The 26,473-nt window shown below is 40.5% G+C and carries 26 protein-coding genes and 2 pseudogenes; 14 read left to right on the top strand and 14 right to left on the bottom strand.

Translation table 11 applies throughout. The features are described 5' to 3' along the window. The first annotated feature begins 46 nt into the window (after positions 1-46). The 9 genes from BEN74_RS15075 (at position 47) to BEN74_RS15035 (ending at position 9,017) form a co-directional block, all read left to right on the top strand. Positions 47-388: a phage tail assembly protein gene (locus tag BEN74_RS15075; RefSeq protein ID WP_068911998.1), complete on the top strand. Its 342-nt coding sequence runs from the start codon at positions 47-49 to the stop codon at positions 386-388. A gap of 14 nt (positions 389-402) precedes the next feature. Continuing rightward, positions 403-501: a GpE family phage tail protein gene (locus tag BEN74_RS15070; protein ID WP_228200358.1), complete on the top strand. Its 99-nt coding sequence runs from the start codon at positions 403-405 to the stop codon at positions 499-501. 22 nt (positions 502-523) lie between these two features. Further along, complete coding sequence (locus tag BEN74_RS19835) at positions 524-1,102, top strand: phage tail tape measure protein (RefSeq protein WP_068911738.1); 579 nt, start codon at positions 524-526, stop codon at positions 1,100-1,102. Continuing rightward, positions 1,081-3,048, top strand: a complete 1,968-nt coding sequence (locus BEN74_RS15060; RefSeq protein ID WP_086374283.1) for a phage tail tape measure protein — start codon at positions 1,081-1,083, stop codon at positions 3,046-3,048. The genes BEN74_RS19835 and BEN74_RS15060 overlap by 22 nt, the downstream gene beginning before the upstream one ends. Before the next feature lie 14 nt (positions 3,049-3,062). After that, positions 3,063-3,491 (top strand): phage tail protein, encoded by a 429-nt coding sequence (locus BEN74_RS15055; RefSeq protein WP_068911734.1) that lies wholly within the window; start codon positions 3,063-3,065, stop codon positions 3,489-3,491. Further along, the gene (locus BEN74_RS15050; RefSeq protein ID WP_068911731.1) at positions 3,488-4,477 is read left to right on the top strand and encodes a contractile injection system protein, VgrG/Pvc8 family; all 990 of its coding nucleotides are present in this window, start codon (positions 3,488-3,490) and stop codon (positions 4,475-4,477) included. Before BEN74_RS15055 ends, BEN74_RS15050 begins: the two co-directional genes overlap by 4 nt. Before the next feature lie 125 nt (positions 4,478-4,602). Beyond that, on the top strand, positions 4,603-5,250 hold the full coding sequence (locus BEN74_RS15045; protein ID WP_068911729.1) for a hypothetical protein: 648 nt from the start codon (positions 4,603-4,605) through the stop codon (positions 5,248-5,250). A gap of 450 nt (positions 5,251-5,700) precedes the next feature. Further along, positions 5,701-6,204 (top strand): hypothetical protein, encoded by a 504-nt coding sequence (locus BEN74_RS19725; protein ID WP_228200357.1) that lies wholly within the window; start codon positions 5,701-5,703, stop codon positions 6,202-6,204. 2 nt (positions 6,205-6,206) lie between these two features. Continuing rightward, positions 6,207-9,017, top strand: a complete 2,811-nt coding sequence (locus BEN74_RS15035; protein ID WP_068911727.1) for a tyrosine-protein kinase family protein — start codon at positions 6,207-6,209, stop codon at positions 9,015-9,017. 77 nt (positions 9,018-9,094) lie between these two features. Here BEN74_RS15035 and BEN74_RS15030 read toward each other — a convergent pair whose 3' ends face one another. The 4 genes and pseudogenes from BEN74_RS15030 to BEN74_RS15010 form a co-directional block, all read right to left on the bottom strand. Then, the gene (locus BEN74_RS15030; protein ID WP_162898200.1) at positions 9,095-9,493 is read right to left on the bottom strand and encodes a hypothetical protein; all 399 of its coding nucleotides are present in this window, start codon (positions 9,491-9,493) and stop codon (positions 9,095-9,097) included. Positions 9,494-9,561: 68 nt separating this feature from the next. Next, positions 9,562-10,398: pseudogene (locus BEN74_RS15025) on the bottom strand (tyrosine-type recombinase/integrase); the annotation flags it as partial. A gap of 18 nt (positions 10,399-10,416) precedes the next feature. Continuing rightward, entirely contained in the window at positions 10,417-11,118 is a 702-nt protein-coding gene (locus BEN74_RS15020; protein WP_005005861.1) for an IS1 family transposase, read from the bottom strand. Between the two features lie 49 nt (positions 11,119-11,167). Next, positions 11,168-11,509, bottom strand: a pseudogene (locus BEN74_RS15010) (Arm DNA-binding domain-containing protein); the annotation flags it as partial. A gap of 737 nt (positions 11,510-12,246) precedes the next feature. Between BEN74_RS15010 and BEN74_RS15005 the strand changes: the two are divergent. The 5 genes from BEN74_RS15005 to BEN74_RS14985 all read left to right on the top strand — a co-directional run bounded on the left by BEN74_RS15005 (position 12,247) and on the right by BEN74_RS14985 (position 16,706). Beyond that, the gene (locus BEN74_RS15005; protein ID WP_119285056.1) at positions 12,247-12,951 is read left to right on the top strand and encodes a hypothetical protein; all 705 of its coding nucleotides are present in this window, start codon (positions 12,247-12,249) and stop codon (positions 12,949-12,951) included. A gap of 168 nt (positions 12,952-13,119) precedes the next feature. Further along, on the top strand, positions 13,120-13,434 hold the full coding sequence (locus tag BEN74_RS15000; RefSeq protein WP_068912736.1) for a hypothetical protein: 315 nt from the start codon (positions 13,120-13,122) through the stop codon (positions 13,432-13,434). Between the two features lie 53 nt (positions 13,435-13,487). Then, on the top strand, positions 13,488-14,045 hold the full coding sequence (locus BEN74_RS14995) for a hypothetical protein (protein WP_068912733.1): 558 nt from the start codon (positions 13,488-13,490) through the stop codon (positions 14,043-14,045). An 84-nt stretch (positions 14,046-14,129) separates the two neighbouring features. Then, on the top strand, positions 14,130-14,339 hold the full coding sequence (locus BEN74_RS14990) for a hypothetical protein (protein ID WP_068912729.1): 210 nt from the start codon (positions 14,130-14,132) through the stop codon (positions 14,337-14,339). Between the two features lie 432 nt (positions 14,340-14,771). Next, complete coding sequence (locus BEN74_RS14985; RefSeq protein ID WP_162898199.1) at positions 14,772-16,706, top strand: hypothetical protein; 1,935 nt, start codon at positions 14,772-14,774, stop codon at positions 16,704-16,706. Positions 16,707-16,871: 165 nt separating this feature from the next. Here the strand turns inward: BEN74_RS14985 and BEN74_RS14980 are convergent, their stop codons facing one another. The 10 genes from BEN74_RS14980 to BEN74_RS14935 all read right to left on the bottom strand — a co-directional run bounded on the left by BEN74_RS14980 (position 16,872) and on the right by BEN74_RS14935 (position 26,352). After that, a complete protein-coding gene (locus tag BEN74_RS14980) occupies positions 16,872-17,735 on the bottom strand; it encodes an IS982 family transposase (RefSeq protein ID WP_068907692.1) in 864 nt (287 codons plus the stop codon). Between the two features lie 433 nt (positions 17,736-18,168). Then, the gene (locus tag BEN74_RS14975) at positions 18,169-20,616 is read right to left on the bottom strand and encodes a DUF927 domain-containing protein (RefSeq protein ID WP_068911047.1); all 2,448 of its coding nucleotides are present in this window, start codon (positions 20,614-20,616) and stop codon (positions 18,169-18,171) included. Next, entirely contained in the window at positions 20,613-20,912 is a 300-nt protein-coding gene (locus BEN74_RS14970; RefSeq protein WP_068911046.1) for a hypothetical protein, read from the bottom strand. Before BEN74_RS14970 ends, BEN74_RS14975 begins: the two co-directional genes overlap by 4 nt. Then, positions 20,909-21,205: a hypothetical protein gene (locus BEN74_RS19600; RefSeq protein ID WP_068911045.1), complete on the bottom strand. Its 297-nt coding sequence runs from the start codon at positions 21,203-21,205 to the stop codon at positions 20,909-20,911. Before BEN74_RS19600 ends, BEN74_RS14970 begins: the two co-directional genes overlap by 4 nt. Before the next feature lie 2 nt (positions 21,206-21,207). Beyond that, positions 21,208-21,546, bottom strand: a complete 339-nt coding sequence (locus tag BEN74_RS14960; protein WP_068911044.1) for a hypothetical protein — start codon at positions 21,544-21,546, stop codon at positions 21,208-21,210. A 5-nt stretch (positions 21,547-21,551) separates the two neighbouring features. Then, a complete protein-coding gene (locus tag BEN74_RS14955) occupies positions 21,552-22,244 on the bottom strand; it encodes a Rha family transcriptional regulator (protein ID WP_068911043.1) in 693 nt (230 codons plus the stop codon). Between the two features lie 2 nt (positions 22,245-22,246). After that, positions 22,247-22,462 carry a transcriptional regulator gene (locus BEN74_RS14950; RefSeq protein ID WP_068911052.1) on the bottom strand — a complete coding sequence of 72 codons (216 nt, stop codon included), beginning with the start codon at positions 22,460-22,462 and terminating at the stop codon, positions 22,247-22,249. A gap of 113 nt (positions 22,463-22,575) precedes the next feature. Beyond that, on the bottom strand, positions 22,576-23,538 hold the full coding sequence (locus tag BEN74_RS19720) for a hypothetical protein (protein ID WP_228200356.1): 963 nt from the start codon (positions 23,536-23,538) through the stop codon (positions 22,576-22,578). 146 nt (positions 23,539-23,684) lie between these two features. Continuing rightward, complete coding sequence (locus BEN74_RS14940) at positions 23,685-24,914, bottom strand: tyrosine-type recombinase/integrase (protein ID WP_068911042.1); 1,230 nt, start codon at positions 24,912-24,914, stop codon at positions 23,685-23,687. 439 nt (positions 24,915-25,353) lie between these two features. After that, positions 25,354-26,352 (bottom strand): Fic family protein, encoded by a 999-nt coding sequence (locus tag BEN74_RS14935; protein ID WP_068911041.1) that lies wholly within the window; start codon positions 26,350-26,352, stop codon positions 25,354-25,356. Positions 26,353-26,473: the final 121 nt, after the last annotated feature.

Here is a 26,473-nt window from a genome sequence, read left to right as displayed (position 1 = left end):
TAGCAATTCCCCCCTCTTTTTATTCACTTTTTAAATGAGCGCAATCATGACTACAGAAAAGAACCAGGACAACACTTCAGCTTTGCCGGAAGACCAAAATGTCCGTACCGTTACGCTGGAAACACCTATCCAGCGCGGCGCAGCCTCCATTACCGAGATTCAAATCCGGAAACCCAACGTCGGCACTCTGCGGAACTTAAGCCTGCAGGACGTTTTGAAGTGGGAAGTTCAGGCAACAAACGTGCTGCTCAGCCGCGTAACAGCGCCAGCGCTGAGCATCAATGACTTGAACCAGATGAATGTATCCGACTACACCTCACTGGCCGTGGAACTCACAAGTTTTTTAGTCAGTGCCAAGCAGAAATCCCAAGCAGCGTTGACGATGTAATTGCCAACCTAGCCGTGGTTTTTCACTGGACGCCTAGGGAATGTGAAGCTTGGGAAATTGAAGAGCTGATGCAATGGAACGAACGCGCGCGCGTCCGTTCGCAAACTGACTGATAAAACAGGATTCAATTGAAGTATGAGCCTAAGTCTAAGCGCAATTTTAACGATCGTAGATGAGGCAACCCGCCCTTTGAAAATGATCCAGCAAATGTCGGATTCCAGTTCAAATTCAATTGAAGACCTGACACGCAGCATTGACCGCCTGAATCAAACATTCGGCGGTTCAAATGCCAGGAAATACAATCAATCTCTGCAGCAGGCCAGCCAATCCACCAGCAAACTGCAGGCCGTCACCCGCCTGCTCGCTGCGGAATATGGCCATGTCGACCGCGGGCTGACATCCTTATTAAATAAAACAGATCAATGGAACGCCCAGCTTAAGCAGAACCGTCAAAATATCTTTAAAGATGTCTGCAGTACAGCAATGCAGCTGACGGCTGTCGGCTTTGCCGCTTCAGTACCCATTAAGGCCTTTGCTGATGCCGAAGAAGCCAGCACAAAGCTGAAAGTTTCAATGATGGACAGCACAGGAAAAGTCGCTCCGGAGTTTGAAAAAATCAATCAGCTGGCCACCAAGCTCGGCGCTCAATTGCCGGGTTCAAATGCTGACTTCCAGAACATGATGACCAACCTATTTCCTTTAAATCCATTTTAGGCGGCACCGGTGAAGCTGCAGGCAATTTAGCGGTACTGCTGAAAATGCCATTTGATGAAGCTGCGAACTTTGCAGCCAAAATGCAGGATGCAACGCAAACTGCTGAGGGCGACATGCTGAGCTTAATGGATACCATTCAGCGTACTGCTTACCTCGGTGTAGATCCGACCAACATGCTGGGCGGTTTTGCGAAGCTGGGCGCAGGCATGAAAACCATTAAACAGATTGGGCTGGATGGCGCCAACGCAATGGCTCCCCTGCTGGTTATGGCTGATCAGAGCGGGATGACAGATTTAAGCAGTGCGGGCAATGCCTACAGCAAAACTTTTAAAGCCATGCTTGATCAAGGAAAAATCAACAAAGCTTTGAAAGGAACGAAGCTTTCATTTGATTTCAGTGACGGTAAAGGCGAGTTTGGAGGCTTAGACCGCATGTTTAAGCAGCTGGAAAAACTCAAAGGGCTAACGACACAGCAGCGGGACGGAATTATTTCAGATATTTTTGGCAATGATGCTGAGAATATGCAAGTCCTGAATTTGCTCATCAATAAAGGCAAAGCCGGCTATGAAGAAACCATTGCCAAAATGGAACGCCAGGCTGATCTGCAAACGCGCATTAATGCGCAGCTCGGAACCTTAAAAAACATTTGGGAGCAGGCTCAGGGCGCCATGACAAATGTCATGGTCGACTTTGTTGCTGCCATTGCTCCAGATTTGAAATCCTTTGTGAACCGGATCAGTGAAATAGCAGAAAAGCTCAGCGCATGGGCAAAAGCCAATCCAGAACTTGTCCGCACAATCGCCAAAATCGCCCTGCACCTGATCATGTTCAAAGTGGCCATGCTCGGACTAAGGCTCACAACAAACCTCTTCTTCAGCGCAATTGTGGGGCTGCTGGCCGGCATTACAAAATTGACCATTATGCTTTGGCTCATTAACAAAGTTGCAGACCGTTTTGGCATCAGGCTGCCAACGCGCCTATCGGTGATCGCCAAAGGCATCCGCTTACTTGGGCAGGCATTTATATTCTTAGCCCGGCAAGCTATCCCTATGGTTATCCGCGGCCTGATTGCCATGTCAGCAAGCCTGCTGGCCAATCCATTAACCTGGATCATTGTATTAATTGGCTTGGTCGCAGTGGCCATTTACAGGTATTGGGGGCCAATCAAAGCGTTTTTCAAAGGCTTCTGGGATGGCTTGAAAATTGGCTTAGCCCCTTTTATTGACACGCTGCGCGCATCATTCAGCAGCTTGAAAACAACACTTTCACCTTTAAAGCCTATTTGGGACGCTTTAGTCAATGTCTGGAATATTTTTAAAGGCGTCATAGCTGAGGCACTGACCCCATTTCAGGCAACCAATGCACAGCTGGCCAACGCCGCTTCATACGGGCAAAGCTTTGGCCAAGCGCTAGGAATTGTTTTAGGCGTGCTGGGCGAAGTCATTGCGACTTTAATCAGAGCAGCCAGTGTCATTTTTACTGTTTTCGGCACGGCCATTGGTGAGTTTGCCGGGCGGATATCCATGCTCCCGGAACAGGTGAGCGCAGCGTTCAATTCGGTTAAAGCCAGCGTAATGGACGCCGGCGCTGCATTCATCAATTACCTGCTGACCCCTTTAAGGCAAGTCATAGGCGCAGTTAATTTGCTGATTACAGGCATGAATAAAATTCCAAATGTGAATATTCCTAAAATCCCCCAAGTGCCTCAGCTCAATGCATCAACCCCCGGTGCTGTGCCGGCCAAGCCTGTGCAGACCAAAGCGATTATTCCGCTGCGGGCGCCACAGTCCGGCCAAACAGTTAATCACTTCGGCGCACCGCAAATCAGCATCACCGGCGTAACCGATCCGAAAGCCGTTGGCGCTGTGGTCGACCAGAAGATGAAGAACTGGCAAAGCAGTTTTGCTGCGCCATCTTCGAACCGCAGCTACAGCGACCAGAACTGAGCAGGAGAATTACAATGTTAATGAGCCTCGGACAATTTGTATTTGTGACCGGCACACTGGCCTTTCAGGAAATCCAGCGCCAGCGCTCATGGAATTATGCCGATAATGCAGTTGCATTCGGCCGCCCAAAGAAACAGTTCATGGGCGCCGGTGAAGACACCGTGAGCCTGCCGGGCCTCATCTATGAGGAATACGGCTTTGGCACGCGCTTCGCGCTGGATGAGCTGGCCAGCATGGCCGATACTGGCCAAGGCTTTGTGCTGATGGATGGCGCCGGCTATGTGTATGGCGTTTATGTGATTGACAGTATTGATGAAACCAAGTCTATTTTGCTAGACAATGGCACACCGCGCAAAGTGGGCTACACGCTGAAGCTGAACCGCGCAGATGATGACCGGGTAGAAACTCAGTCTGCGCCTAAGCGCAGAAAAGGTGCAGCATGATTAAAACCCCTGTCTGCATTGTTACCGCCAACAGCAAGCCTTTGAATGCGCTGATTTACAGCCGAATCCTCAGCGTTACGGTGACGGATAACCGCGCCAATGAAGCGGATGAACTCAGCATCGTGCTGGATGATCATGATGGCGCTTTGGAGCTGCCTAAGCGTGGTGTCCGCCTGAATTGCCGAATGGGCTATTTAGGCGACAGCCTGCATGACAAAGGCGATTTTATTGTAGATGAAACGGAATGGTCAGGCACACCAGATCAGATCACGGTAAAAGCCTCCAGCGCCAATTTTAAAAGCAATATCAAAGAGGCCAAATCTAAATCGTACCACCGCAAAAAATTTGGCGAGATTGCTGCGGAAATTGCCAAAAATCACAGCCTCACTTTGGTCATGACCAGCAATTTAAAAAATATTGATTTAAGCCATGTTGATCAGACCAATGAATCTGATCTGAACCTGCTGACGCGTTTGGCCAAACAGAATGGCGCAGAGATGGCCGTAAAAAAAGACCGGCTTTTAATTTTTGCTGCCGGCAGCGCAAAAACAGCTTCAGGCAAGGATTTGCCTACCATTACTTTGATCAGGAACAGCGGTGATCAGTTCCGCTACAGTGAGCAAGACCGAGAATCGGATCATACTGGCGTTTCTGCCAGTTACCAGGACACAGGCAAAGCCAAGCGAGAAAAAGCAGTGTCTGGAGAGAAAGGCAAAGTGAAACATCTGAAGGGAACCTTTGCCAATAAAGAAGAGGCAGAACGTGCCAGTGCTGCAAAGATGGCTGAGATTAAGCGCCAAATGGCGAAATTCAGCATCAATTTAGCTTATGGACTATCTGAGATCAGTACAGAGTCTCCAATCAAGCTACAGGGCTTTAAAGCAGAGGTGGATAAGCTGAAGTGGATCGTTGAAAAAGCCACTCATAGCTATACTAAGAGTGGAGGATTAATAACGCAATTGGATTTAGAAGCGAATATTAAATAACGATAATTGTCTATTAGACCTAGTATTTTGTTATTACCGATGAATTTTCCACTAAAGTGTATATATTTGGTTGTGCTGAAAACTAACTATATTGATTAAAATTTGATAAATGGGAGCGATCTAAAATGCATATTAAAGTTGAAAAAAAACTCAACGAATTACGTCAAAGTTACAACTTCATTCAAAATCAAATCGATATTGATAGCTTCGACTTAAGTGATGATTATAAAAAAATCAATCTAGCTTATTACTGTATTGTTGGACAAATAGTTGAGTCTATTGATGCTTTAATTAAAAACGGTAGATTTGTATGTGTCGCTGCTTTAACAAGAACAATGCTCGAACTGTATATAAAAAGTTTTTATGTGGAATTCATTGAAAAGTCTACAAATACAAATGTATCTGACTTAATTGAAGGTGTAAAACCTTTTCCAGATTTCGCTAAGATGGCCAAAACTTTAGATGCTTTTCAAACTGAAGATAGCAAAAATTTTGGTGAAACGTTTGGTCAGTTCACTCAAAAACATCTAGGGTCATATAGTAAGCTTTCTTTGTTTACACACGGCAAAGGTGAACTTATAAAAGCCTATTTCAATAAGCCTAAAACTGGGTTTAGTACTGACACAAAAGTTGAATTATTACAAAATATTAATTTTTACTACACTACTCTTTCGTTATTACTTTTTCATGTCCAAGGAAATCAAAAGGTAGTTCAACAGATACTCTTGCATATAATACAATCTGAAGACTTTCAAAATGAAATCTCAGCATAACTCACATTAAAACTTTAATTTTGATCAATTATTGCCGATTTCCCCCTCTAAAAAATGGGGATTTTTTGTGTCCAAAATCTAAAAAACATGGCTTCTATTCAACCAAAAGATTTAGCTTTTACGCAAGCTCTTTCCGAAAAAATTAAAAAAGCTGGGACTGTGCTGATTGAGATTATACTGAGAGCAGAACTCTAGCCTAACCTATTAACAGATTATTGGCTACAAATTAAGAGAGCTAAGCTATCTGATGCCGTCAGTATCACACATCAGGGAGGTACTTGTACTGGTTGGTAGCAAAAAAGAACTCTGGAAAATGAATTAGCAAAGAAAGTTTGCTGACTACTCAACTGAGTAGGAAGAAGTATTTATACGTTCATGAAAATTAAAAAAAATGTTTCAAAAATAAATATATAGACTATGATGAGTGAAAAAACGTAAGAGGTTTTTGATTTGCAATATAAAGAATACTTGAACTCTGCGCGGAAGCACCAGTACACTTGTGAGGAAATCCTTAAATGTATCAAAAGTAATAGTGCAACCACCTCTCAAGAGAAGGTAAAGCAGAAACAGCTAATATTTAACTTATTCTATTTAAGTGGATACATTATTGAGTGCTCAGTTAAATACGGAATTTATCATTTAATTTCTTATGATAGAAATAAACCAGTAAAAGAGCTAAATCAGAATGATTTAACGTTTGACAGACATATCAAAGTTCATAAATTTGAACGATATACCGATGCATTTAATAAACTTCAGGGCGGATATAAACTAATAGACAATACTAAAGATATTTCTCCCGAAGTAATCCAAATTTACAAAAATTGGGATGCTGAGGTTCGCTATTGGTTTAATCAATCAAACATGCATGTAGAAGGTAAGATTACTCTTAAAAATGTTGAAACATTTTATAAACTTGCTAATGAGATAATGCAAGAAATTCAAAGGTTGTGAAAATGCTTAAATCATTCAATTATATTAGAGATATGGAAAAATCTCTAATACAGCTTAAAAACAATGAAACTATAGAAAAGTTTCATATTAAACTTGGAATCAATCAGCAAATAGATATTTTTATTTCTAGTGACAAAATTAGTAGTTTAGATGAACTAAAGGAGTTATTAGAAAACAGAGATGAAACTACAAATTTTAAAATAGAAAATAACTCTGTATATTTCACCTTTTATAATACTTCAGAAGCTGAAGAGGAGTTTCAATATCTTGAAGATCAAAATGTAAACTATGGTTTGAGAAGATCTCTTGATAATTTAATCAATAAACCAACAGAAACTGGCACAGAAAACTCAAATGTAATCACATTCTATAGCTATAAAGGTGGAGTTGGTCGAACAACATCACTCGCATTATTGGCAAGATTTTATTCAGAAGCTGGCAAAAAAGTATTCATAATTGACTGTGACTTCGAAGCACCAGGCTTATTAAATTTCTTTTCAATTTCTCAATTTAGCAATCCAAAAAATGGTGTAGTCGAATATCTTAACGATAAAAAATTTGATGATAATACAATAATAAATGAGGATTATTATTACCAAGTCGCTAATCAATATTCAGGTGAAGGCACAATATATATGATGCCTGCAGGTAATGTATTTTCTGATGAAAAAAATAGCTACTTAGAGGGACTTTCAAGATTAGATACATATGGTCCGTCAGTTTTTCTACAAGATATGAAATCTCTAATTAAGGATATTCAGGATAAAGTAGAACCTGATGTAATTCTTATTGATTCGCGGACAGGTTTTAACAACGTATTTGGTGTACTATCGAAACTTTCAGATCATGTAGTCGCTCTATTTGGAGATGATATTCAGAATAAGCCCGGTATTGAATTTTTACTTGATAAATATTCTGACGAATCACTCCATACTAAAATAACGATAGTTTTATCAATTGTTTCTACAAATATGAGAAAACGCCACAATGCTATTACTAATCAAATAGCAAAGTATATGTCAGATTATGACGATGAATTTGTTATTCCAACCTTTTTCTTCCCTCGTGAATCTGCATTAGAACTAATTGGGACAGAAGATGAAAGTTTTGAAGATTTCATATATTTCTCATCAAATAATACACCAACATCATATTCACCATTCTTAACTCATATGAGTGATGTTTTAGAAAAACTTCAAGGTATTGATTACCTGAATATTAATGATATCGAATTAGAAAAAACTATACGTTTATTAGATGATCTGAATGAACTTGAAAATCAATACGACGATAGTGAGAAATTAAATGAGTACAAGAATATAATTGTAGATGATTTATATAATAACTTGCCTGACTCATATTCAGAAAATATACTTTTCGATAGTATTTATTTACAGAAAAAGTTTTATTTAAGAAAATGTATGCAAGATATTTTCTTACCAGAATTTAAATTTTTAATTGGTGGTAAAGGTACAGGAAAAACACATTTTTATAAAGCATTACAAAATGAAAATTTTGTCAAAGGATTACTGCAAAGAGCTGAAAAAAACCCTAATAAAATTTTGATAAAAAATATTATTTCGGAAAGTGACAGTAGAAATGGATTTTTTGAATTTACTGCGCATCTACAGGAAGAAGAATTAAACAATGAGATTATAGTCAGAAAGTTTTGGATAGCCTATATATGGGCAGCACTCGCGCAAATGGATTACTTTAAGCACCTAACATCTTGTGACTTCATCATTGACAACAGTGCATTAACATACTCCTACATTAAAAAAATAATTCATGAAGAGAATCTCTACTTTAAAGTTGAACTAGAACTTTCAAATATTGATTCTTATTTAAGATCTGAAGATCAAACATTAATTGCCACATTTGATCAATTAGATTCTGTCGTAAAGCCTATTTCTTGGGATAAAGGTATTTCACCATTGATCAAGATTTGCCAATCAAATTCTTGGGATAGAATTCAACCGAAATTATTTTTAAGAAAAGATCTTTTCGAGAAAATTGGTAATCTTACAAATAAGCGCTCTCTATATTCTTTAACAATAGATCTTGAATGGTCACAGGATGAAATGTACGCTTTTTTCTTTAAAATTATATATGCCAACTCTGAAATTCCATTCTATGATTTCTTAAATCAAAACTTTGAAAAAATATTTATCCAAAATAGTGTAATTAAAAAACTCAGAAAGCAAAATAGTTTTAATCAACTTCCTGATGATGGTCATATATTAAGGCCTCTAGTAAATAAATTCTTCGGAGAGCCAAAATTAGATTCTGTAGATGCGTATGAAGGTTTGTATAGAAATATTAGAAATGCAAACCAAACTATTAGTCTACGCCCATTCCTAGATATGCTAAAGTTTGCTATTGATGAACAACGTAGAGATCATGCTGCAAGAAGAGGAGACTCTGTACTTGGTATAGATTATTGCTTATTACGATCAGTCCGTGCCAAAGCGGTTGAAAGTTACTTTAAAGATATGGCAAATGAAGCAGGAAATGAAGTTATTAGATACTTCATTGAAGATATCCAAACCAGCGAGGTACCAGATGATCTAAGGGTATCTTCTTTACTTCAGAAAGATTTTGAAAGATTAGTTGAAATTGTTAAAGAGAATCATCCTGAACTTATTAATGAAACAACTAATACTTTTGAAGAAATGCTTGTTTTAAATGGAATAATATTTGTAACTTTAATTCCTGGTGGGATTAAGAAATATTCTTTTGCCTATTTATACAAGTTTTATCTAAATTTGAAATCACCACGTGAAAAATATAGAAATAGTAAATATAAGAAATAATTAGTTTAAGAAATATGTTAAAAAAGCTCTCATTAAGAGAGCTTTTTTCTATTTTATGGTTTTATATTATAATCTAACTATGCAACGTATAGCATGCCATTCTTTCTTTCGATAAAACCTTCTGATATTAAATCTGGTAACACTTTACTCATGAAAAGCTCGTTATCACTACTACTTAAAGATATTAAAAAATCAAATCCAAGTCGCTTAGCATCTATATAATCACCTTTACTTAAATTACAACTATCTAAATAGTCATAAAAATCGACTTTAATTCTTTCAATACTTGGCAAGAATAAATCCGATAATCCTTTTTCTGTCAAGCGATTATCTGGTGTCAAGAAACCCTCCTTGACTAACTCAGATATTGCATCTTGTAAAATTACCTTGCCATAACTTAATCCTTCATTTAAAAAACTTACCTTACGTGCATCAAAACGATCACCAACTTCCGAAGTTCGTGGAAAAGATTGCAATATAAATTGCATTGCTTGTTTAAGCTCTCAGTTAAGGGGTAGAGCCGAGATAATTCAAGAAATCCTGACTATAAAAAAATCCATTGATCAACTTCATTAGCATACCAAGTCATCAACTCGATCCGTTCTGGCCAGTACTCTGCCCTATTATAAATTTTGCTGGTTTTATCGGCTCTTGTGGATTTATTGACATGGGCGATCTGGTAATCAATTACTTCCGATCTGAATAATTTACTTTCATTTGCATGAGTAGAAAACAAAGTCCTAAAACCATGCGTCACCATCTCATTTGCATACCCATTTCTTTTTATAACGGCTAAAGGAGTTTCAGAAGTCATATGCTTCCAAGGCTCACGTGTATGCTTAAAAATAAATCCGTCATCCGACCGGGAATTAAATAGACCTAAAAACAGCTCATAAACTTGGGGAACTAGCGGCACCATTAATTCTTTTCGGCGCTTCATCCGATATGCAGGAATAATCCAAACTTTGTTTTCAAAATCAATTTCACCTGTATCCCAGCGGGCTTTCAAAAGCTCACTGATTCGTGTCCCTGTGTAACATGCCAGCTTTAAAACAATTTTAGTAATTGGGAAAGCATTGCATCGCTCTAAACGCCTGAAGAACTCTGGCATTTCACTTACTGGCAAACATGGATAGCTTTGCGCTTCATGCTCAGGAATTAATTCACTCACCAAGATGCAAGGATTTTTTTCTGTATAACCTGAAGCAATCGCAAAATTGAACACTGCATTCAATAGCCTTAAAGATCTTGTAGCTGTCTCCAGCGTTCCCTTGGCCACAATTTCTTTAACCTTAGATGAAACCTGCATTCGAGTTATTTCATCTAAAGACTGATTTAAAAAATCTTCTGTAATGTAATCCAAACGGTATTTGGTGGTGTTTTAAAAAGTATGCTGACATTAAATGAAGCCATTATTGATGTAAAAGAAGGTTAAGTCGAAGGCTTTAAAATGGTTTTCAAGCTTTTTGGAGAAATTGCAACTTCTTCTAAAACCACGCCTTATTCGATGCCTTATTTTGCAATTATTACCTTCAATTCCTACAGTAAACAACTTACCAATACTTTGCTTGCAGTTTTTAAAAGCAGTGATGAAACTGTCCCAATGATCACTTGCAATTCGGGTGTAGTGAATACCTAATTGTTTAAGCTTTGTCTTCAACCTTTGGACTGTAGCTAAATCTCTCTTACCCCAAACATAAGCAACAATCTCACCTGTTTCTCGATGGTAGGCGTAAATAAGCCATTGTTTATTATTTTTATTTCCAACAAAAGTCCAGAATTCATCTACTTCGAGAGATTCATAATGACTTTGTTTAGGCTGAATTTGATAGGCCGATTCAGTTAAAGTCCGTAAGACTTTACCGATACTAATGCGCTCAACTTCAGCGATATCTCGTATACCGCTGCCTCTGACCATTAACTGTAATATTTTACGAGTAATGCCAGAATTACATCCTAGATAGCTCAGAGCATGGTCACCAATAAACTGACGTTTGCAGTCTTTGCATTGGTAGTTTTGTTTCCCATCTACTTTGATGCCATTTTTCTTTATACTGTCACTGAGGCAGGTTGGACATTTGATTTCTAGAGTTATTTGCATTTCTCTATTTTATCAAAATTCAACCTGCTTTTTTTTAGCATACTTTTTGATACACCACCCGGTATTTTACAGTGCTGATATATTTTTCGCTGGACCATTGCGGACTCATCAGCTCCAGCCATTCATCGCATACTTTTTTTAAACTGGGTGCTGCTTTAGATTTTCCTGCAATTTCAGCTTTATATTCCCGGGCAATCCTGCGGATCTCTTTGCAGCTGACATCAGGATATTCACCTAATTGTTTCCTGGTCTGTTTACCTGCAATACGGTATGAAAGAACCCATTTCTTTTTCCCTGTTGGAAACACCTCGATAGAAAGACCTTCCCCATCGGCGATTGAATAACGTTTTTCTTTTGGTTTCAGATTCTTTACTTGTATATCTGTGAGCATTGGCTGTGTTACACGCGTGTCACTAATGTGTCACAAGTATATTTGATAGAAAGCAATTATCAATGACTTACATTAATCATCAGTGATTAACATCAGGCAGAAAAAAAGCCCTGATTTACGTCTAAACCAAGGCTTTTATTCAGTTTTTTGATTAAATATGATGAACAGTGATCATACTTAATCGAGAATTTTGGTGGGGTGGCGTCAATTGAACAATATTTATAAGTCGATGTTTAATAACAATTAATATTTATCACAAAAACACAGTGTACATAACAGTGTACAAATTACTTGTTGCTGGGCTATTTCCTTCGGGTTTGGCTCCCATATCAGGAGTCAAATTCATATAGAAAAATAGTCCCCTCCCTCAAGCACATGCACTTTATTTAAGTATCCATATAGGCGCACATCAGCCTGCTGTGTTTTATTGCCGTGGCTCTTCCCTACTATTTCGCAGTACGCGGTTCGCACTCAGGTTCGCGGCAGAGCAGCATATTAAAATGCGCACCTGGTACAGCGCGACATTCTGAACATCATTTGTGCCGGCCCGCGCCGGCGGAAGCCATTCATTAATAATTACGGTGAATGCAAAGTTGCGTTGACTAAATGCATTGCGGGATTCAGCGCAGCCGGGGCCTGCCAATGGATTGGCTTTCTCTAAAAGTACGGCGCTGAAGCTGCGTTAAAATTCTGCAAACTTACACCGGAGCTAATGTTAACCATAAGGACAATATTCTATGTGCAACACAGATAAGGCCATTAACGCGGAAAGTCCAGATGAAGAAACGAAGATAAAAACACCTGAGCAAATCGAAAAAGAGCTGCGGAAAATAAAGCGCCTGGAAGCTGTTAGAGAGGAGTCTTATATTTTCTCGCTCTCCCATGCTAAGCGCCTGGCGGCCCTTGTCCGGGAGCATGGCGGGATGATCAGGTATATTCCCAATCATGGTATAAGCATAGATAAGATCAGCTGCAGCAGAATGCCTGAGCCGATCCAAACACAGCTTAATTATGGCTTAAAGAATCTCGGAAAATACTTCGCGTTTTTGCATGAAGCGGATAGCCAGGCATGCGCATTCAATGCTTATTTGTACCTGCTGGAAATGAAGCGCCAGAAATACAGAATTCTGGATATTCCCGTCAGTGAGGCAAAAGTCACTTTAGATGAATGGCGCAATTGCATTTTAAAGGAAATCGCTGCTGATCCCGGGCATCTGAATAAAATTGAAAACCGCTTAATTCAGAGCGGAAAGTTAATCCTCTCCCTGCATGGCGGGCAGCAATGCCTGATCAGCGCAATGGAAGCAAACGGCGAAGAATTGAACCTGAAGGAGGATTACCGGATCAGCTTCAATGAATGGATGAACACGGACAGGGTTATTTTCATGGAAATAGAGCATTTAAAACTCGCATTCCCATGCAAAAGGCCACTTTCAGCCTGACGGAAATAAGCAGCTGAATCCGGCTGTCAAAACTGCGTTTTTTTGACGGCCGGCCCTGCAAAAATATTTATATATAATTCATTAATTTAAAGACACTGGAACTAGTCAAATTTAACGTCAGATTTCAGGCCTATTATTCAGTTCGTTTGGCTATGGATTTGACACAGAATGACCACCTCTCCCAACTATAAAAACAGCTGGACACTTGAACGCAGGAAAAAGCAGCGTGAACGGATTATGCAAAATAAGCCCTGGCTTAAATCCACCGGCCCAATAACAGACGATGGAAAAAAGGCTTCAAGCCAGAACGCGCGCTCCAGCTTTATAAAGTTCTCATGTGCGGAGCTGGATCAATTGATGAAAAAACAGGATAAGGTTTTAAGGAAGCTTTCAAAGCTGGACTTTGAACAGGAAAAACAGGATCTTGAAAATGAAATCGCCGGAATCAAAACGATTTTGGAGTCTGGAACAGCGCGGAATTAAATAAAACAAACTAATAAATAATGCCTGCATCATTCATTCAAGAGTAATTAAAGATGACTTCCAGCAATCAATCCAAAGCTGCTGCTGTAATTCTGAGCGCAGACCTTGCGCTGAAACAGGCGGGCCTCGCGCATGAAGGCATTATCACGGATGCAGCAAAACTGCTGCTGTCCACCGCCAGCGATCATCAGATCAGTGTAGAAAGCGCATATGCCATGCTGTGCGAAGAATATGAGCGCCTGGAAGCGCAGCAGAAACAGCGGAAAATAAAAGCAGTGGAAGCCTACGACAGCCATATTGCTCAGCATCAGGAGGAATTGAATCAAATCCGCCTGGATATCGAGAGCATTAAGGCAGACGCTGCTGCATTGCAAAAAGGCCTGCAGCGTAAAAAAGAGATTTACGGGCAGCAGGAAAAAAGATTAAGGGCGGAAAACTTTACAGAGCAGCAGATTCAAGCTGTATTGGATATGGGCGAAGCGCTGGATGAGCAAAAGACCCTGGAGGAAATCAAGCAAAAGAATGAAGCGGAAATTCAGCTGAATAAACGCCTTGATGCGATTTATGAAGAAGCCCGCACCGTTAAAGAAACAGTCCTCTATACGCAGTAACGCAGCTTCAAATGCTTAATTGAATCAACTCCTCACCCGCATGCGGCGGCCGGCCCTGCATGCGGCAGATTAAGGGCCATTGGAATGAATATTGCGGAAAAGATTAAAACTGAAATTTCCAACTACAAATACTACAAAAACAAGTTTGGAGAGACTCACCCCCGGGCAATGGATAAACTGCTGGAGATAGCTGATTTAATCCCTGCAGAATGGGCTGATGATGAAAATCCAGGATTGAGAAAATTTGCAGCCTCAGCCCAGCTTATTAGTGATTTGCGGAAGAAAAATAAATAAATCTCAATTTTGAGTTTTGCTTTAAAAACAGGGTGATAGTGCAATGACTGAACCAGAAAATAGCGGTTTAGGCATGGGGAGAAATCAGCGGGATGCTTAACTTGCCTGGCTCCCAGCTGCGCTAAACTCCGCAATCAATTCGCGAAGCGCCATTTTGCGTTTTGCTTTGAAATCAATTTCTTGCTATTAAATCCATTTTTGGATTCACCTGTAAAAACAGTACGCTATACGCCATTCACCTAAATCCGAATGCCTTATCTATCTAAAAATTTACGGCGTTTTTGTCAGTGAAAATGTCAGAACAATTTAGTTGTTTTTTTTCGGGGAGATTACCATTTATTTAATTTGGTAGAAAAAGTGATGAAATATGTTAAACAATTAACAGGTAATTGCTTAGTTTAAAAAAATTCTATTTAAATAATGGGTATATATATGAAGCAGCAACTTGGTGTTTTTACTACAAATCAAATAAACAAATCAGGCTTCCGAATTCTCGCAAGTGCATTAATGAATGCAGAGGAAAGTCACCATTTTGAACGGCTTACTACAGGTCTTCCAGCTGGATTGCCAGCTTTCATACAACATGATATGCACCGCCCTGTTGGATGGAGCCAAGTTCTTGGTCTTCTTATTGATAGTAAAATGGTTCGTGTAGTTGGAGTAATCAAGGAAGCCGAAACTGAGCAAGAAAAAATTCAGTTAGCACAGTTAGCTTCTCATTTTTGGGAATCACATCATAATAAAGGGAGCGATACTTTAAAAAGCGATTTATTAGAAAGAGCTAACTTATCGAAGCTTGATGAGTTTGATAAGTTTCTTAAGATGGAGGCATATGTATTATCCCGTAAAAATGTTGCATCATCGCTTTATCCTGAACTGTTTAATATCTCAAGCAATTCTGTAGATAAAGATGGCTTAACAGATTACAAAACACTGTGCCAGAGCATGAAGCAAATTCAACCAGGTGTTTTTCTTGATAAGAAACATAATTTGTTGATATTTGCACATAGATTCTTCAGACGTAGTCTGTCACATAGAAATAAATTTAATGAATATTTTCTTTCAAGTTTTGATAAAACCGTAGCAGAGAGTCCCCATCTCACTCCTCGACTACGTCTTGATCCAGATCTCATTGGTCATCCTGACACTGTCACCAATCTATTAGAGTTGGAGTATTGGTGGGGACCACATTTTAACGATGATATTTCATCGATACCGAATGGTGTAACTGAACATAAGGCATCGGAGAAAACAAGGTATTTCGAGGGTGTTGATAGGACTCAAATTTGGTGGAAATCACCTGAAACACGCTTAAATTCAATTATAAAGGATAGATATCGTAGTTTTGAAATTGAAGAGTTAATTGAGAATTCATCTGGCGGACTTCCAGATGAGCAGTATGGATGTCGTTATGCGCATGCAGAATATTCTATCGGTACCTCAGCTATTACTCATTTTGATGGTGCTATACGAGCTTATCCACAAGATGAGTATTTAGAAAGAATTGGTTTAGCAATTGACCAAGCTGGAAAGCACTCTGACTATACGAAATTGTTCAGATTCGATGGGTCTATGACTGTGGATCTTTGGAAGAAATTATTAAGTGATTATTTTAAAGGGAATCCATTAATTCCTGAATATCTTGGTGTTGTTCAAGATGATATAAAAATACAATCGAAAGAGGCTACAAATGAAGATGTATCAACTACTGATATTGAAGAGCCTGTAGTAGAAAGTGAATTAGCTGTATTTATTAGCCTTACACACGGTGATTCTCCTCATGAATCTTATATTGAGCCGTCGACTATAGTATTACCTGATGAGCGACGCTTACGAACAATAGAAACTGGGGGCGGCGCTATTGATGAGTTCATTCGTAGTAAATTTGACATGACAAATTTAACCTCAATTGCGATTGATGACGGAATATTAAATCTGGCAAAAGTAACTTTCGGAACTACGAGTAATCTTCCTACTGAGATGCAAGATTTTATTTCGGGATTTTCTAATTCTCTACTTTACGATATTGAGCATAATGGATTACAAAGAATAGCAGTTCCTATCAGTTGGTTTCATAATAAATTATTGATAAATATGGTTATTAAAGGTTGCACACAGCAGGTTTACCAATTATTAGTTGAACTACTTAGAATCATAGACCCATTGAAGCCTGCATCAGAATGGATAGAAAACTTAGCAAGTGCGATTACTACATTAGCGCCTATTTCCGCAGCTGACCTAGATTTGAATGGGGTGCTTCAAGGTCATTTGTCCTATAAGCGTACTGGTAGTGTTAAATTACGAATGAAGCTACCTGACTCACAGATCCAGGGGCTTCTTGATGAGAAACCAGATTGGTTACGATAGTAATGGACGGCTTTGTTGTATAAAAATATAAGATATTGTTTTTATTAAATTTATTTTTAGAGTGAAATTTACACAAAAATTTAAAAATCAGTATCTTACAAAATATTTATCCAACAAATCCCTTCTGATTTCACTATCTAACCTGAGTTCGACTTAATATGCTTACTAATTAAGCATATTTCTAAAGGCCGGCTTATTCGGTGATAAACAGTAAGAAACTATTGCAGCCATCAGATTGACCATAAAATTATTAACCGAACGATGCCGGGTATGGTCAATCTGATGCAGGTTTTTCAGCTGATCATTCACTGTTTCAATCAATCCCCGCTTTGAGAGAAGCTGTTTTTCTTCCTCGTTATATTCAGGCGGATTCTTCATATTCTTACGCCCCATGGTTAAGATCTTAATGCCTTGCTGAGATAAGCTTTCAGCCTTGGCTTTACTTATATATCCCTTATCTGCGAGTAAAATTCCACTTAAGCCTTTGCTTAACACATCCAGCATTTTGACATCGTGAACATTTCCTGATGTAAATGCAATATTGATAATTTCACCTAATTGATTGATAACCATATGCAATTTAAATCCGTAGAACCAGCCCATACTGCTTTTTCCCCGCTCTGCCAGGCCTTTAAAAACTTTATGCCTTGCAATGCGGCGGTTATGGCAAACGGGCAGTTTAGTTGAATCAATTAAGCTGATCCCGGTACATTGGCCTTTAATTTGATGAAAGAAGCAAGTTAACGCTGTGAGGCATTGAGGCAGCAACTCAATCATTCTGTTATAGCTGGGCAGTGCAGGAAAAGCTGATTTCCAGAAAGGCTGAATCATATGGCTGTAATAATACTTGAAGAACCTGAAACCGGACTGATGAAACAGCACAGCGATTGTCATGATCTCGGACAGGCAGAGGGCCTTGGCTCTGCGCCGCCTTGGCTGGCGGTCTGAAATGAGGGCTGTATTTAGCGCGGATTCAAAATCTTTGCAGAAATCATCTATTGCACAGAAGATTTCAGTAATATAATCCATAGGAAAGCCTTTATTTTGTGATTTTTTGTCTTGAGAACCAAAATCTTACAACTTCAAAGGCTTTTTCTTTGTTTCTTTTTTATATCGAACTCAGGTTATCTAGGTTTTGCATAGCTTCTCTTTCCCTTATATATGCCTTTTTTACTGTGACAAGTGCGACGTCTGTGACGAATTTATTTAAGATTATGTTTTATATAGTAAAAACACGTCACATTCATTGAATAATCCAACTCATTTAAATTGTGACACTGTGACATGAAAGTGTGACGTTTCTTCTTGAGCTAAAATATGCGTCGCACTCGTCACAGTCACGTCACACTATTAAATAAAGCTTTAAATAAAAAGTGTGACACAATAAATATTATATATAACAGTGTCTTATTAATAAAATAAAGCATTGCGTCACACTCGTCACAGTGGGTAATCATTATTTTTAGATTTCATTATTAAAGTTCTGTATAGCATCAACCTTAAAATGCATCATAGTTGGACGTGAACCATCAGGGAGCTTGCCGCCCATCCGCTTGGTGTAGCGGCCATCTTCACAATCAAGCCATCCGCTTGCCTTTAAAACCTTTTTAGCACTGGCTTCATTCATCCCAATGCATATTTCCTTTTTAAACATGACTGTTGATACAAGGTAATGCCCTGTATCTGGGTCATAGTAGCCGACACGGTTATGGATGCGCGGGCGTATCACCTCGCCATCGGCATGCCGGATTACGGTCAGGTTTTCAAAGCGGCTTGTTCCGTTGGCCTCAAAGAATGCCTTGATATGCTCAAGAACTTTCGTTTCCTCCATGTTTTCGCCATTGCCCAGATTACCCAGCCAAGTATTGAAGCATTGCGCCACAGCTTCAAATGCGCGGCCCTGCGCCCATCCTGTGATGCCTGCCTGCGCCGCCAGTTCACCGGCAGCCGCCACCAGCGCGAAACGGCGCAAAACACGGCTGGCCTGCCCATTCTTTGTCTGGCTGTGCTGTTCAATAAAGCTGGCCATCAGGGCTTGGGCGTTCTGCATCACGGCACCTTTATCCTGGGTCAGATACTCCAGCCATTTGATGCCTGCGTGGCCGTAGTGCTTTGATGCCAGCTCATTTATGCGGCCGCCGATATCCTGCGGCGCTGTGCCATAGTTGATGCAGTCAAATACGCCGTATCCTTTGCCGGCATCACTGGGGATATGCGCGAAGCGCAGCAGCAGCCCGGCATCCAGTTCGATATTGCCGCGGCGCAAATGCTCTTCAAGTGTGACTTCGCCGGTTGAGGTGTACATCAGGCTGAATTGCTTGGCATCGCGGTTTTTGCCGGCCTTGGTGCTTCGGGCTTTGCCCTGTCCGCCAGTGAGCATATAGACAATATCAGATACGGCTTTCGGCACCGCCTGGCGCAGCTCATCAAGGTTTAAAAAGCTGTCATTTCTCAATTCCGCTTCATTCTCTAAAGCGTTATCCGTGGTCCGCCATGACTTGGAGATATGCTTGGGATTGCCCCACACGCTGCATGATGCTTTGGTGATGGTGCTTTTGCCGTCCGTTGATGAGCCGTAGATATGAAAGCCGCCGCTTTCCGCGCCTAAAGGCAAAACCAGCTGTCCTGAAAAGGCGCATGAAAATGCCAGCACCGCTAAAGCGTGCGGCTCAATCAGCCGGCTCAGCTCCCGCCATTCTTCAAAGCTCCCGGATACGGTATAAGGGCTTTTGCTGTCACTGTGAAAAAGCAGCTCTTCATCTTCGCTGGCGCCATAGGTTTTATTGGGCGTAGCGAAACAGCAGCCATGCCATCCGGCGCGGTCTACACAGCGGAAGCGCTGCTCTATCGGGTAATCCTGAATGTAGTTGATGAATACGTTTTTCTTATAGGCTTGGCGCGGAGGCATCAGGCCATGATTGGCAATAATCTTTAAGGCTTCCTGCGCTTCCCCCATGAAATGCTCATAGGGGATCAGCAGCCGGTGCAGGGTATTGTCCTTGTCGTGGAACTGAATAACGCGCTTCCAGTTGTCATTATTCAGGCTGCGCGCTTCGCCTAAGATAATGGCGGAATGGCAGATAAAAGTACGGGTCTGTTTAAGCTCCCCATCTTCATCCCTTTTTTCTTTGATCAGATAGAGGCCATTGTCCAGAATATGCAGGAATGCGCCGTCATCCATCCTGAAAGGCTTGGCCAAATGACCTTTAGGCAATGCCTTGTCTGCAGGCAATTGCTCAATAGCCAGCTGAATGAAAGCCGCAACATCCTCGGCATCATCATCTTTATACAGCTCGGTTAAAAATGCGCTTCCGCCGTATTCAGTGTACTGGTTCAGCAATCTGACAGCCGTATTCTGCGCCAGCTTTTGAAAAGGCTCCAGCTGGATATGCTCGGGCCGCACCGGCATATACAGCTGCCGGTAGCCGGCCTGTGACAGCTGATTAATGGCAAATTGAATCTGCTCAAAATCAAACGGCTTGAGTGCGGCCTGCCGGGCATTGCATAGGGCGGGCAATATCACCAATGCCGCGGCGCAGCCTGTCTGGGCAATCTTAAAGAATGCCTCCAGGCTGCAGGTGATAATGACAGGCTGGTCTTTCTGCAGGCTTCCATAATATGCAAAGCCTTTGGCCAAGCCGTCAGGGATGACTTGAACCGGCTTTTTATCCTGCAGTACGGCGCATTGAACAAGCTCCAGCTGCCCATTGACGATAGGCAGAATTAAAGGGCTTTCGTACCGGCTGCCGTTAATCTCTGCATTGCTCTGGTCAATATGTACCGGCATCCGGGGACTGCCAAAGCGCTGTATTAATTCATGCTCTAAATGCGCTGCGTCATTCGGTAATAGCTGGATACATTGCGCGAGAATATCTAAAGGAGAGTCAGTCAGTGAATTTTGAGAAATCATGCTTGTGACTCCCGGCATTCAGCCTGGTGCTTCTGTTTAAGATCTTGGCTCAGTTCTGCAGAATCCTGAAGCATGGTATTCGTGATGGCAATAATGCGCCTCAAGTCGCTGAAGCAGCTGTCTGGAATGCCATACGCTTTGCTGAGATAGTCTTTTAGACTCTTAAATTCATTTGAAACGGCGTTTAGCATTGCACTTGTATCCGCCATTTGCTCATAGGCAAGAGTGTATGCCTCGAGCATATCGCCGGCGTCATAAGCTTTAGGCAGTTTTTTGGAATTGATTTGATGATTCATGGCGCAACCGCCTTTTTATCAGCTTCCAAATTTGATTTTAATTGGCTGTCGATGCAGCTTAAATTATGCAGATTGTCGAAGCTAAGCTGTTCAAGTACGCCTAAGCATTTCTTGATTGAGCGAAAGAATGTTTCTTCTTGACCTGTAATTTGCGGCAATAAATTTAATTCCTGGCGCAATGAATCAAGCATGTAGTGAATTGAATCAGCACGCTCCTGCATCTCTGGAATAATATCAAAGACATCAGGCATATAAGTTTCAGGCGTATTTTTAGAATTGATTTGTGCAGGCACGGTTAATGCGCTCCGTTTGAATTTAAAGGAGCTTCACCATTCACGACCAAGTGAGGGTGGCGAAGCTGAAAAGGGTTGGTCGACAGGCTCAAACGGTTACCTGCACACTCGAAAGTGTCCCTCTCCAGCTCCGCCATAACATGCGAACGCATAGAGATTTCACGCACAAAAAAAGCCCTTGCGGACCGTGCGCCGTTTGAAAGTTTATAGCCGACCAAAGCTAATTCACCATGTGGGTGAACGCCGTTAGCATAAGCAAAACGTCTGCAGCTTGCAACAGGAAAAACAGTTATTGCCCAGGCTGAAAACAGTTTTAGGAGGTTTGTCGAGAGGTTTTTCATAATGCTTACCTCCCAAACAGCGCAGATAAATCAACTCTATAAACCCCCATCCATGCTTGAGCAGGGTAGGTATTCACCTTGCCATAACGGTCATCATGTACTTTTGATGGCTTTACGCCGTGGGATTTACACCATTTATTTAAGGGTGGCCATGTATAACTTTTCCCTGTCAATCGCTCGACTGCCAAGACGGTAGCATTACGCTTGCTTTGCCCGATTTGATCTTTTAAGCGTGAGTTTTCCTGTACGGCGTTACTGGCGGTTGCCATTGCTGTGGCGGTCTTTTTATCACTGATATGTGCTTTGGTCTTGATTGCAATTTCACGCTCAAATTGCGCCTGCTGGAGCTGTTCGTGGGTATCTGCTAAGGCCCTTAATGCACTTGGCAAATCTTCCGGCAGCGTCAATTTGGGTTTTAGCTTGCTTTCAAGATCATGCAGCCGCTGAATGACCTGATAGCGCAATTTAATGCTGTAGCCTGTGATAAGCGTTTCCACAAGATCTTTAGGCAGTGAGTATTCAATATAAATTTGGCCATTTTGGGGGTGTGTCCAATTTTGGGCATACCCCTCTGCATTAAGATCAAGCTCAAGGAACATCGTTTCACAGTCACGTTTTACATGCTTGTGCTCCTTGCCTGTCAGATCTGCAATTTCACGGCTGGACATGGTTAATGCTGGTGCTGTTAATTGATTCATGATTAAGCCTCCAGCACAGCAAGGCTTTGCTTTTGGCTGTTATGCCACGCTACAAGCTCGGCATAGTCGAAATAGACTGGGGCTTGCTTGGTATCACCCTCTTTGATCGGGCGGGGGAATGAGGCATCTGTACGCACTTTATGGCGCAGTGCTTCACGGCTTATATCCAGTAGCTCACAAACTGTTTTGAATTGGACACGAATTGGTTTGATTGACATAAAAAAGCCCATACATGAAAGAATATGGGCTTAGTATGTTTTTAAATTTAATTGCTTTGTTCTAAATAGACTCTATTTAGAAGTCAATTAATTCTATATAGGCAATTTAGATTCTAATTAGATTGTTTCGATTCAAATGCATTTTTAAACAATCCTCCACAAGTATCTTTATTAGGTAGTGGTAGTTTATTATTCTTGGCAAATGTATCCAGTTTCTCATAAGCAGTCATGTGATTAGATAAATCCAAACCCGCCTTTTCAGAGAGAGCTAATATTATTTTATTTATTGAATTTTCACGTTTAGGGTGCAACTTAAGTTCATGTTCTGGGAAATCTGCTTTATTTAAACGTTTGCGTGGGTGTTTAATTATTGGCTCTCTACACTTGCCATTAATCAATAACTGTAAATCTTCACCTAATATAAGGCAATTATCCTTGTGAATCTCTCTTTCTGATTGAAAGGAACTCATATCCTGACCACTTAAAGAAAAATCATCATTAAACCAAAAGGCTAATTTCCAGTCATCTTCATCTTCATACTCAGGAAGTGAAAGATATTTTTCACGTATATCGGCATTATGAATTGCATTGTGCTTATCTGAATAAAAAACAATATCATAAACTTCTAAGGTTGATAACTTATCAAAAAATTCACAGCAATTAAAATCTTTTTCTAGTTCTCCATTTACTGCAAATTCAAGTGCATCAATAGAATAAACATTATCAAAATAAGCTTCATTAAGTTTAATAAGTGAATTAAAACAAATATCTTTCACTGAGCCACTATTTAAAATTAGAATCGACCCAGCCTCTCCAAGGCTTCTAACTATTGCGTCAACGGCCTTGAGATAATTTAATTTATTTAAATCATTAAAATCATCAAAACTATCAAAGTTTAAAACACCACTGCCACCATCAGAAAGACTAGGGTCTGCAAAAATTCCTAAGCGGATGTTGCCTTTAATGCCTAAATGAAAAAAATAATCTTCGTTTATTTCCGTACAATCTAGTCTCTCATTTAAAACCGCAGATGCTTCTTTTAATGTGTAAAATATTTTTAGTGGTAAATTCATCATGCCTCCCACAGCAATCCCAAAAAAATAGCTAAGCCAATCGAATTGGGTATTCGACTTTCGGGGATCAACCTAGACTTAGCAAACTGAATATAAACGATATTTAATTATAATTGTGTATATTTGGGTAAGCAGTGCGACAAGGGTCGTCACTTCGCCTTTTTAAATTGAATAATGCTCTGATCCGCTATTTCCTCTAAATGGCTGGCATACCATTGCATCATGTTTGCCCTATCTTGCAGGTACTGGGCCTTGTTATACACCCCTGCCACGCCGTCCTTTACATGGGCCAATGCTGCTTCAATATGACGCTCATCAAAACCACGATTGTTTAACAAGGTACTGGCAATATGTCGGAATCCGTGTGGCGTCTGTCTGCCCTCATATCCCATACGGCGCAAGGCCATAATAAAAACCGTGTCTGATTTCGGCTTGTTCTTGTCCGATCTGCTTGGAAATAAATACTCTGAATTGGTTTGGTAAGTCTGCAATTCTTTTAAGATAGCAATTGCTTGTGTTGATAAAGGAACAACATGCTCACGGCGCTTCTTCATGCGGTATTCAGGAATATTCCATAGCCCTTGCTCTAAATCGAATTCATCCCATTTTGCTTCCCTTAATTCAGTCGGCCGGCAAAACAGCATAACCAAAAGCTGCAGGCCCATGCGCACATCAAAAGAGGGATAATTATTAATTGCTCTTAATAATGCCGGCAGCTCCTGCTCACTCACATGAGCCATATTTTCTTTTTTACCCTGCTGCAAGTATTTTTGGATGCCTTCTACCGGGTTATAGTCCATACGCCCAGTCACCTTGGCAAAATCATAAATATCGCGGCACATTGCGCGAACGCGGTTTACCTGTTCATAGATGCCCTGCTCCTGCTGTATTCCCTTTAAATGATTCATCCACTCAATCGGCTTAATCGTGGTGTACAGGCGTTTACCAAAAACAGGGAATATATGCTTTTCTAGTGCGCCCTTATTTCGGGTCATTGTGTCCTGTACCCACGCATCGACCTTAGTATCCAGCCATTCACGCGCCAACACCTCAAAGGTGGCATTATTCTGCTCTAACTCTTTCCGCTTGCGTTCCTGCTTGGTAATGATTGGATTATCGCCGTGTGAAATATCTTTAATTATCTCGGATGCTTTTTTTCTGGCACCTTTGCCTGACAATTCAGGATAGGTGCCAATACCTAACCATGACCATTTTCCATCCGCTTTTTTATATCTGAATAGCCATGCCTTCTTCCCATCAGGCTTCACACGGAAATATAGGCCATCACCGTCCAGCTCCCGGTATTCTTTTAATTCGGGTTCTAACGTGGCTAACACAGTGTCGGCCAATGGTCTTCGTTTGATATCTGCTCTTTTCATAACCGTGTACACCCGTCAGTTCAATAAAACGTGCAATGTACATGGCAGTGTACACGGCGCATGTACACTGTGGCTAGTTATGTTTGGTCATGTTCAGGCATAAAAAAAGGCTTGATCCCTTTAGAATCAAGCCTTTCAGTTCTAAAACTTGGCATATTCTGCCATGTTTTGAGAGGTATTTGGTGGAGGTGGCGTCAATTGAACTCAAAAACCAACCCATTCATTTTAAACACAATTTTATAAATATAAATATTCATTGACCCAATTTTGACCCAAATTAGATTTAGTGCATTGAATCACTTTAAAATCTTGTTCAAATCCGAATTAAGGATTTGAAAATGGCGTACAGCATTATAGCAGAACATTATACTGAAAAATAATTGCAATGTTATAACATTATAATCATTTCCTTGTGATATTAATAATCACCTTAACCTCATTATGACTCAATTTTTAATTTGTATTTTTGCTTAGGACTCTTAGGTTTATCAGGAAGGGTGCGTTCAACCACACCTGCTTCTAATGCTGGAGTTAAATAATTTTTTTGGAATGTTGCTCGGTGGGACAAGTCTAAAAGAGCCATCAGCTCAGTTAAACTATATTCCTTCTGCTCCATATTCTGGATGAGACGTTTAACTTGATCGCTAACTTGTACGCTAGCTTGAGCGGTATCTTGATCGCTGGCATCGGAACTGAGAATTGCATCTAGAATCATCTGCAAAATAAACTCAATAAAAGGTGCAGAATCTGAACGATCTGTGCTCGCTTGCAATGCATCGTAATAAGCTTTTTGGTTTTGATAAATCAAGCTTTCTACAGGGATATTGAGAAAAATTGGATTCCACTGGCTTAAGATTAAAGTTTGCCATAAACGCCCCATACGCCCATTGCCATCAGCAAATGGGTGTATAAACTCAAACTCATAATGAAATACTGAACTCTGAATTAATGGGTGCTCATTGCCTTCATCCAACCACTGCAATAACTCTCCCATTAAACGGTGGACTTGATTTGCAGGCGGAGCCATATGCACGACTCGATCCCCTGACATCACACCAACCCCACCATGGCGGTACTGTCCAACCTCATCAATCAGTCCTGTCATCAATATTTGATGTGCTTTCAGCAAATGAGATTCTTGATCAGGATTCCAATCTTGAATTTCTTCATATGCCTTTAGGGCATTACGTACCTCTTGAACTTCTTTAGGTGGAGCGATAATGGTCTTGCCATTCAGGATCGCTGTGATTTGCTCTGTACTCAAGGTATTCCCTTCAATTGCTAAAGACCCTTGAATCGTTCGAATACGATTGGCTTTTCGCAATTTAAGGCTATCTTGGATTTGGGTTAATGCAGTCAAACGCCCTATTGATTCACTAATTTGTGCAATCAAGTGAATAATTTTAGAGGTGATCGTATAAGGCGGTTGATATTTCATGCCATTCCTAATTGATGTAAAAACAAAGCACAGTTGATTAAACTCTAAAATATTAATATTTCATAGCTTAGTGAGTAATATCTGCTATCAACATGCTTATCTTTTCTGAAACAGTGAGCTA

It is taken from the genome of Acinetobacter sp. WCHAc010034, assembly GCF_001696615.3.
Classification (GTDB): Bacteria; Pseudomonadota; Gammaproteobacteria; order Pseudomonadales; family Moraxellaceae; genus Acinetobacter.
The sequence above is the reverse complement of the archived record's forward strand: the minus strand, read 5'-3'. Positions and strand labels throughout refer to the sequence as shown.

Bases quoted from the DNA above. Each gene is read 5' to 3' on its own strand.
- BEN74_RS15075 (WP_068911998.1), top strand. From the start codon at position 47: ATGACTACAGAAAAGAACCAGGACAACACTTCAGCTTTGCCGGAAGAC.
- BEN74_RS19835 (WP_068911738.1), top strand. From the start codon at position 524: ATGAGCCTAAGTCTAAGCGCAATTTTAACGATCGTAGATGAGGCAACC.
- BEN74_RS15055 (WP_068911734.1), top strand. From the start codon at position 3,063: ATGTTAATGAGCCTCGGACAATTTGTATTTGTGACCGGCACACTGGCC.
- BEN74_RS15050 (WP_068911731.1), top strand. From the start codon at position 3,488: ATGATTAAAACCCCTGTCTGCATTGTTACCGCCAACAGCAAGCCTTTG.
- BEN74_RS15045 (WP_068911729.1), top strand. From the start codon at position 4,603: ATGCATATTAAAGTTGAAAAAAAACTCAACGAATTACGTCAAAGTTAC.
- BEN74_RS15035 (WP_068911727.1), top strand. From the start codon at position 6,207: ATGCTTAAATCATTCAATTATATTAGAGATATGGAAAAATCTCTAATA.
- BEN74_RS15020 (WP_005005861.1), bottom strand. From the start codon at position 11,118: ATGCAAATAACTCTAGAAATCAAATGTCCAACCTGCCTCAGTGACAGT.
- BEN74_RS15005 (WP_119285056.1), top strand. From the start codon at position 12,247: ATGTGCAACACAGATAAGGCCATTAACGCGGAAAGTCCAGATGAAGAA.
- BEN74_RS15000 (WP_068912736.1), top strand. From the start codon at position 13,120: ATGACCACCTCTCCCAACTATAAAAACAGCTGGACACTTGAACGCAGG.
- BEN74_RS14995 (WP_068912733.1), top strand. From the start codon at position 13,488: ATGACTTCCAGCAATCAATCCAAAGCTGCTGCTGTAATTCTGAGCGCA.
- BEN74_RS14990 (WP_068912729.1), top strand. From the start codon at position 14,130: ATGAATATTGCGGAAAAGATTAAAACTGAAATTTCCAACTACAAATAC.
- BEN74_RS14985 (WP_162898199.1), top strand. From the start codon at position 14,772: ATGAAGCAGCAACTTGGTGTTTTTACTACAAATCAAATAAACAAATCA.
- BEN74_RS14980 (WP_068907692.1), bottom strand. From the start codon at position 17,735: ATGGATTATATTACTGAAATCTTCTGTGCAATAGATGATTTCTGCAAA.
- BEN74_RS14975 (WP_068911047.1), bottom strand. From the start codon at position 20,616: ATGATTTCTCAAAATTCACTGACTGACTCTCCTTTAGATATTCTCGCG.
- BEN74_RS14970 (WP_068911046.1), bottom strand. From the start codon at position 20,912: ATGAATCATCAAATCAATTCCAAAAAACTGCCTAAAGCTTATGACGCC.
- BEN74_RS14960 (WP_068911044.1), bottom strand. From the start codon at position 21,546: ATGAAAAACCTCTCGACAAACCTCCTAAAACTGTTTTCAGCCTGGGCA.
- BEN74_RS14955 (WP_068911043.1), bottom strand. From the start codon at position 22,244: ATGAATCAATTAACAGCACCAGCATTAACCATGTCCAGCCGTGAAATT.
- BEN74_RS14950 (WP_068911052.1), bottom strand. From the start codon at position 22,462: ATGTCAATCAAACCAATTCGTGTCCAATTCAAAACAGTTTGTGAGCTA.
- BEN74_RS19720 (WP_228200356.1), bottom strand. From the start codon at position 23,538: ATGATGAATTTACCACTAAAAATATTTTACACATTAAAAGAAGCATCT.
- BEN74_RS14940 (WP_068911042.1), bottom strand. From the start codon at position 24,914: ATGAAAAGAGCAGATATCAAACGAAGACCATTGGCCGACACTGTGTTA.
- BEN74_RS14935 (WP_068911041.1), bottom strand. From the start codon at position 26,352: ATGAAATATCAACCGCCTTATACGATCACCTCTAAAATTATTCACTTG.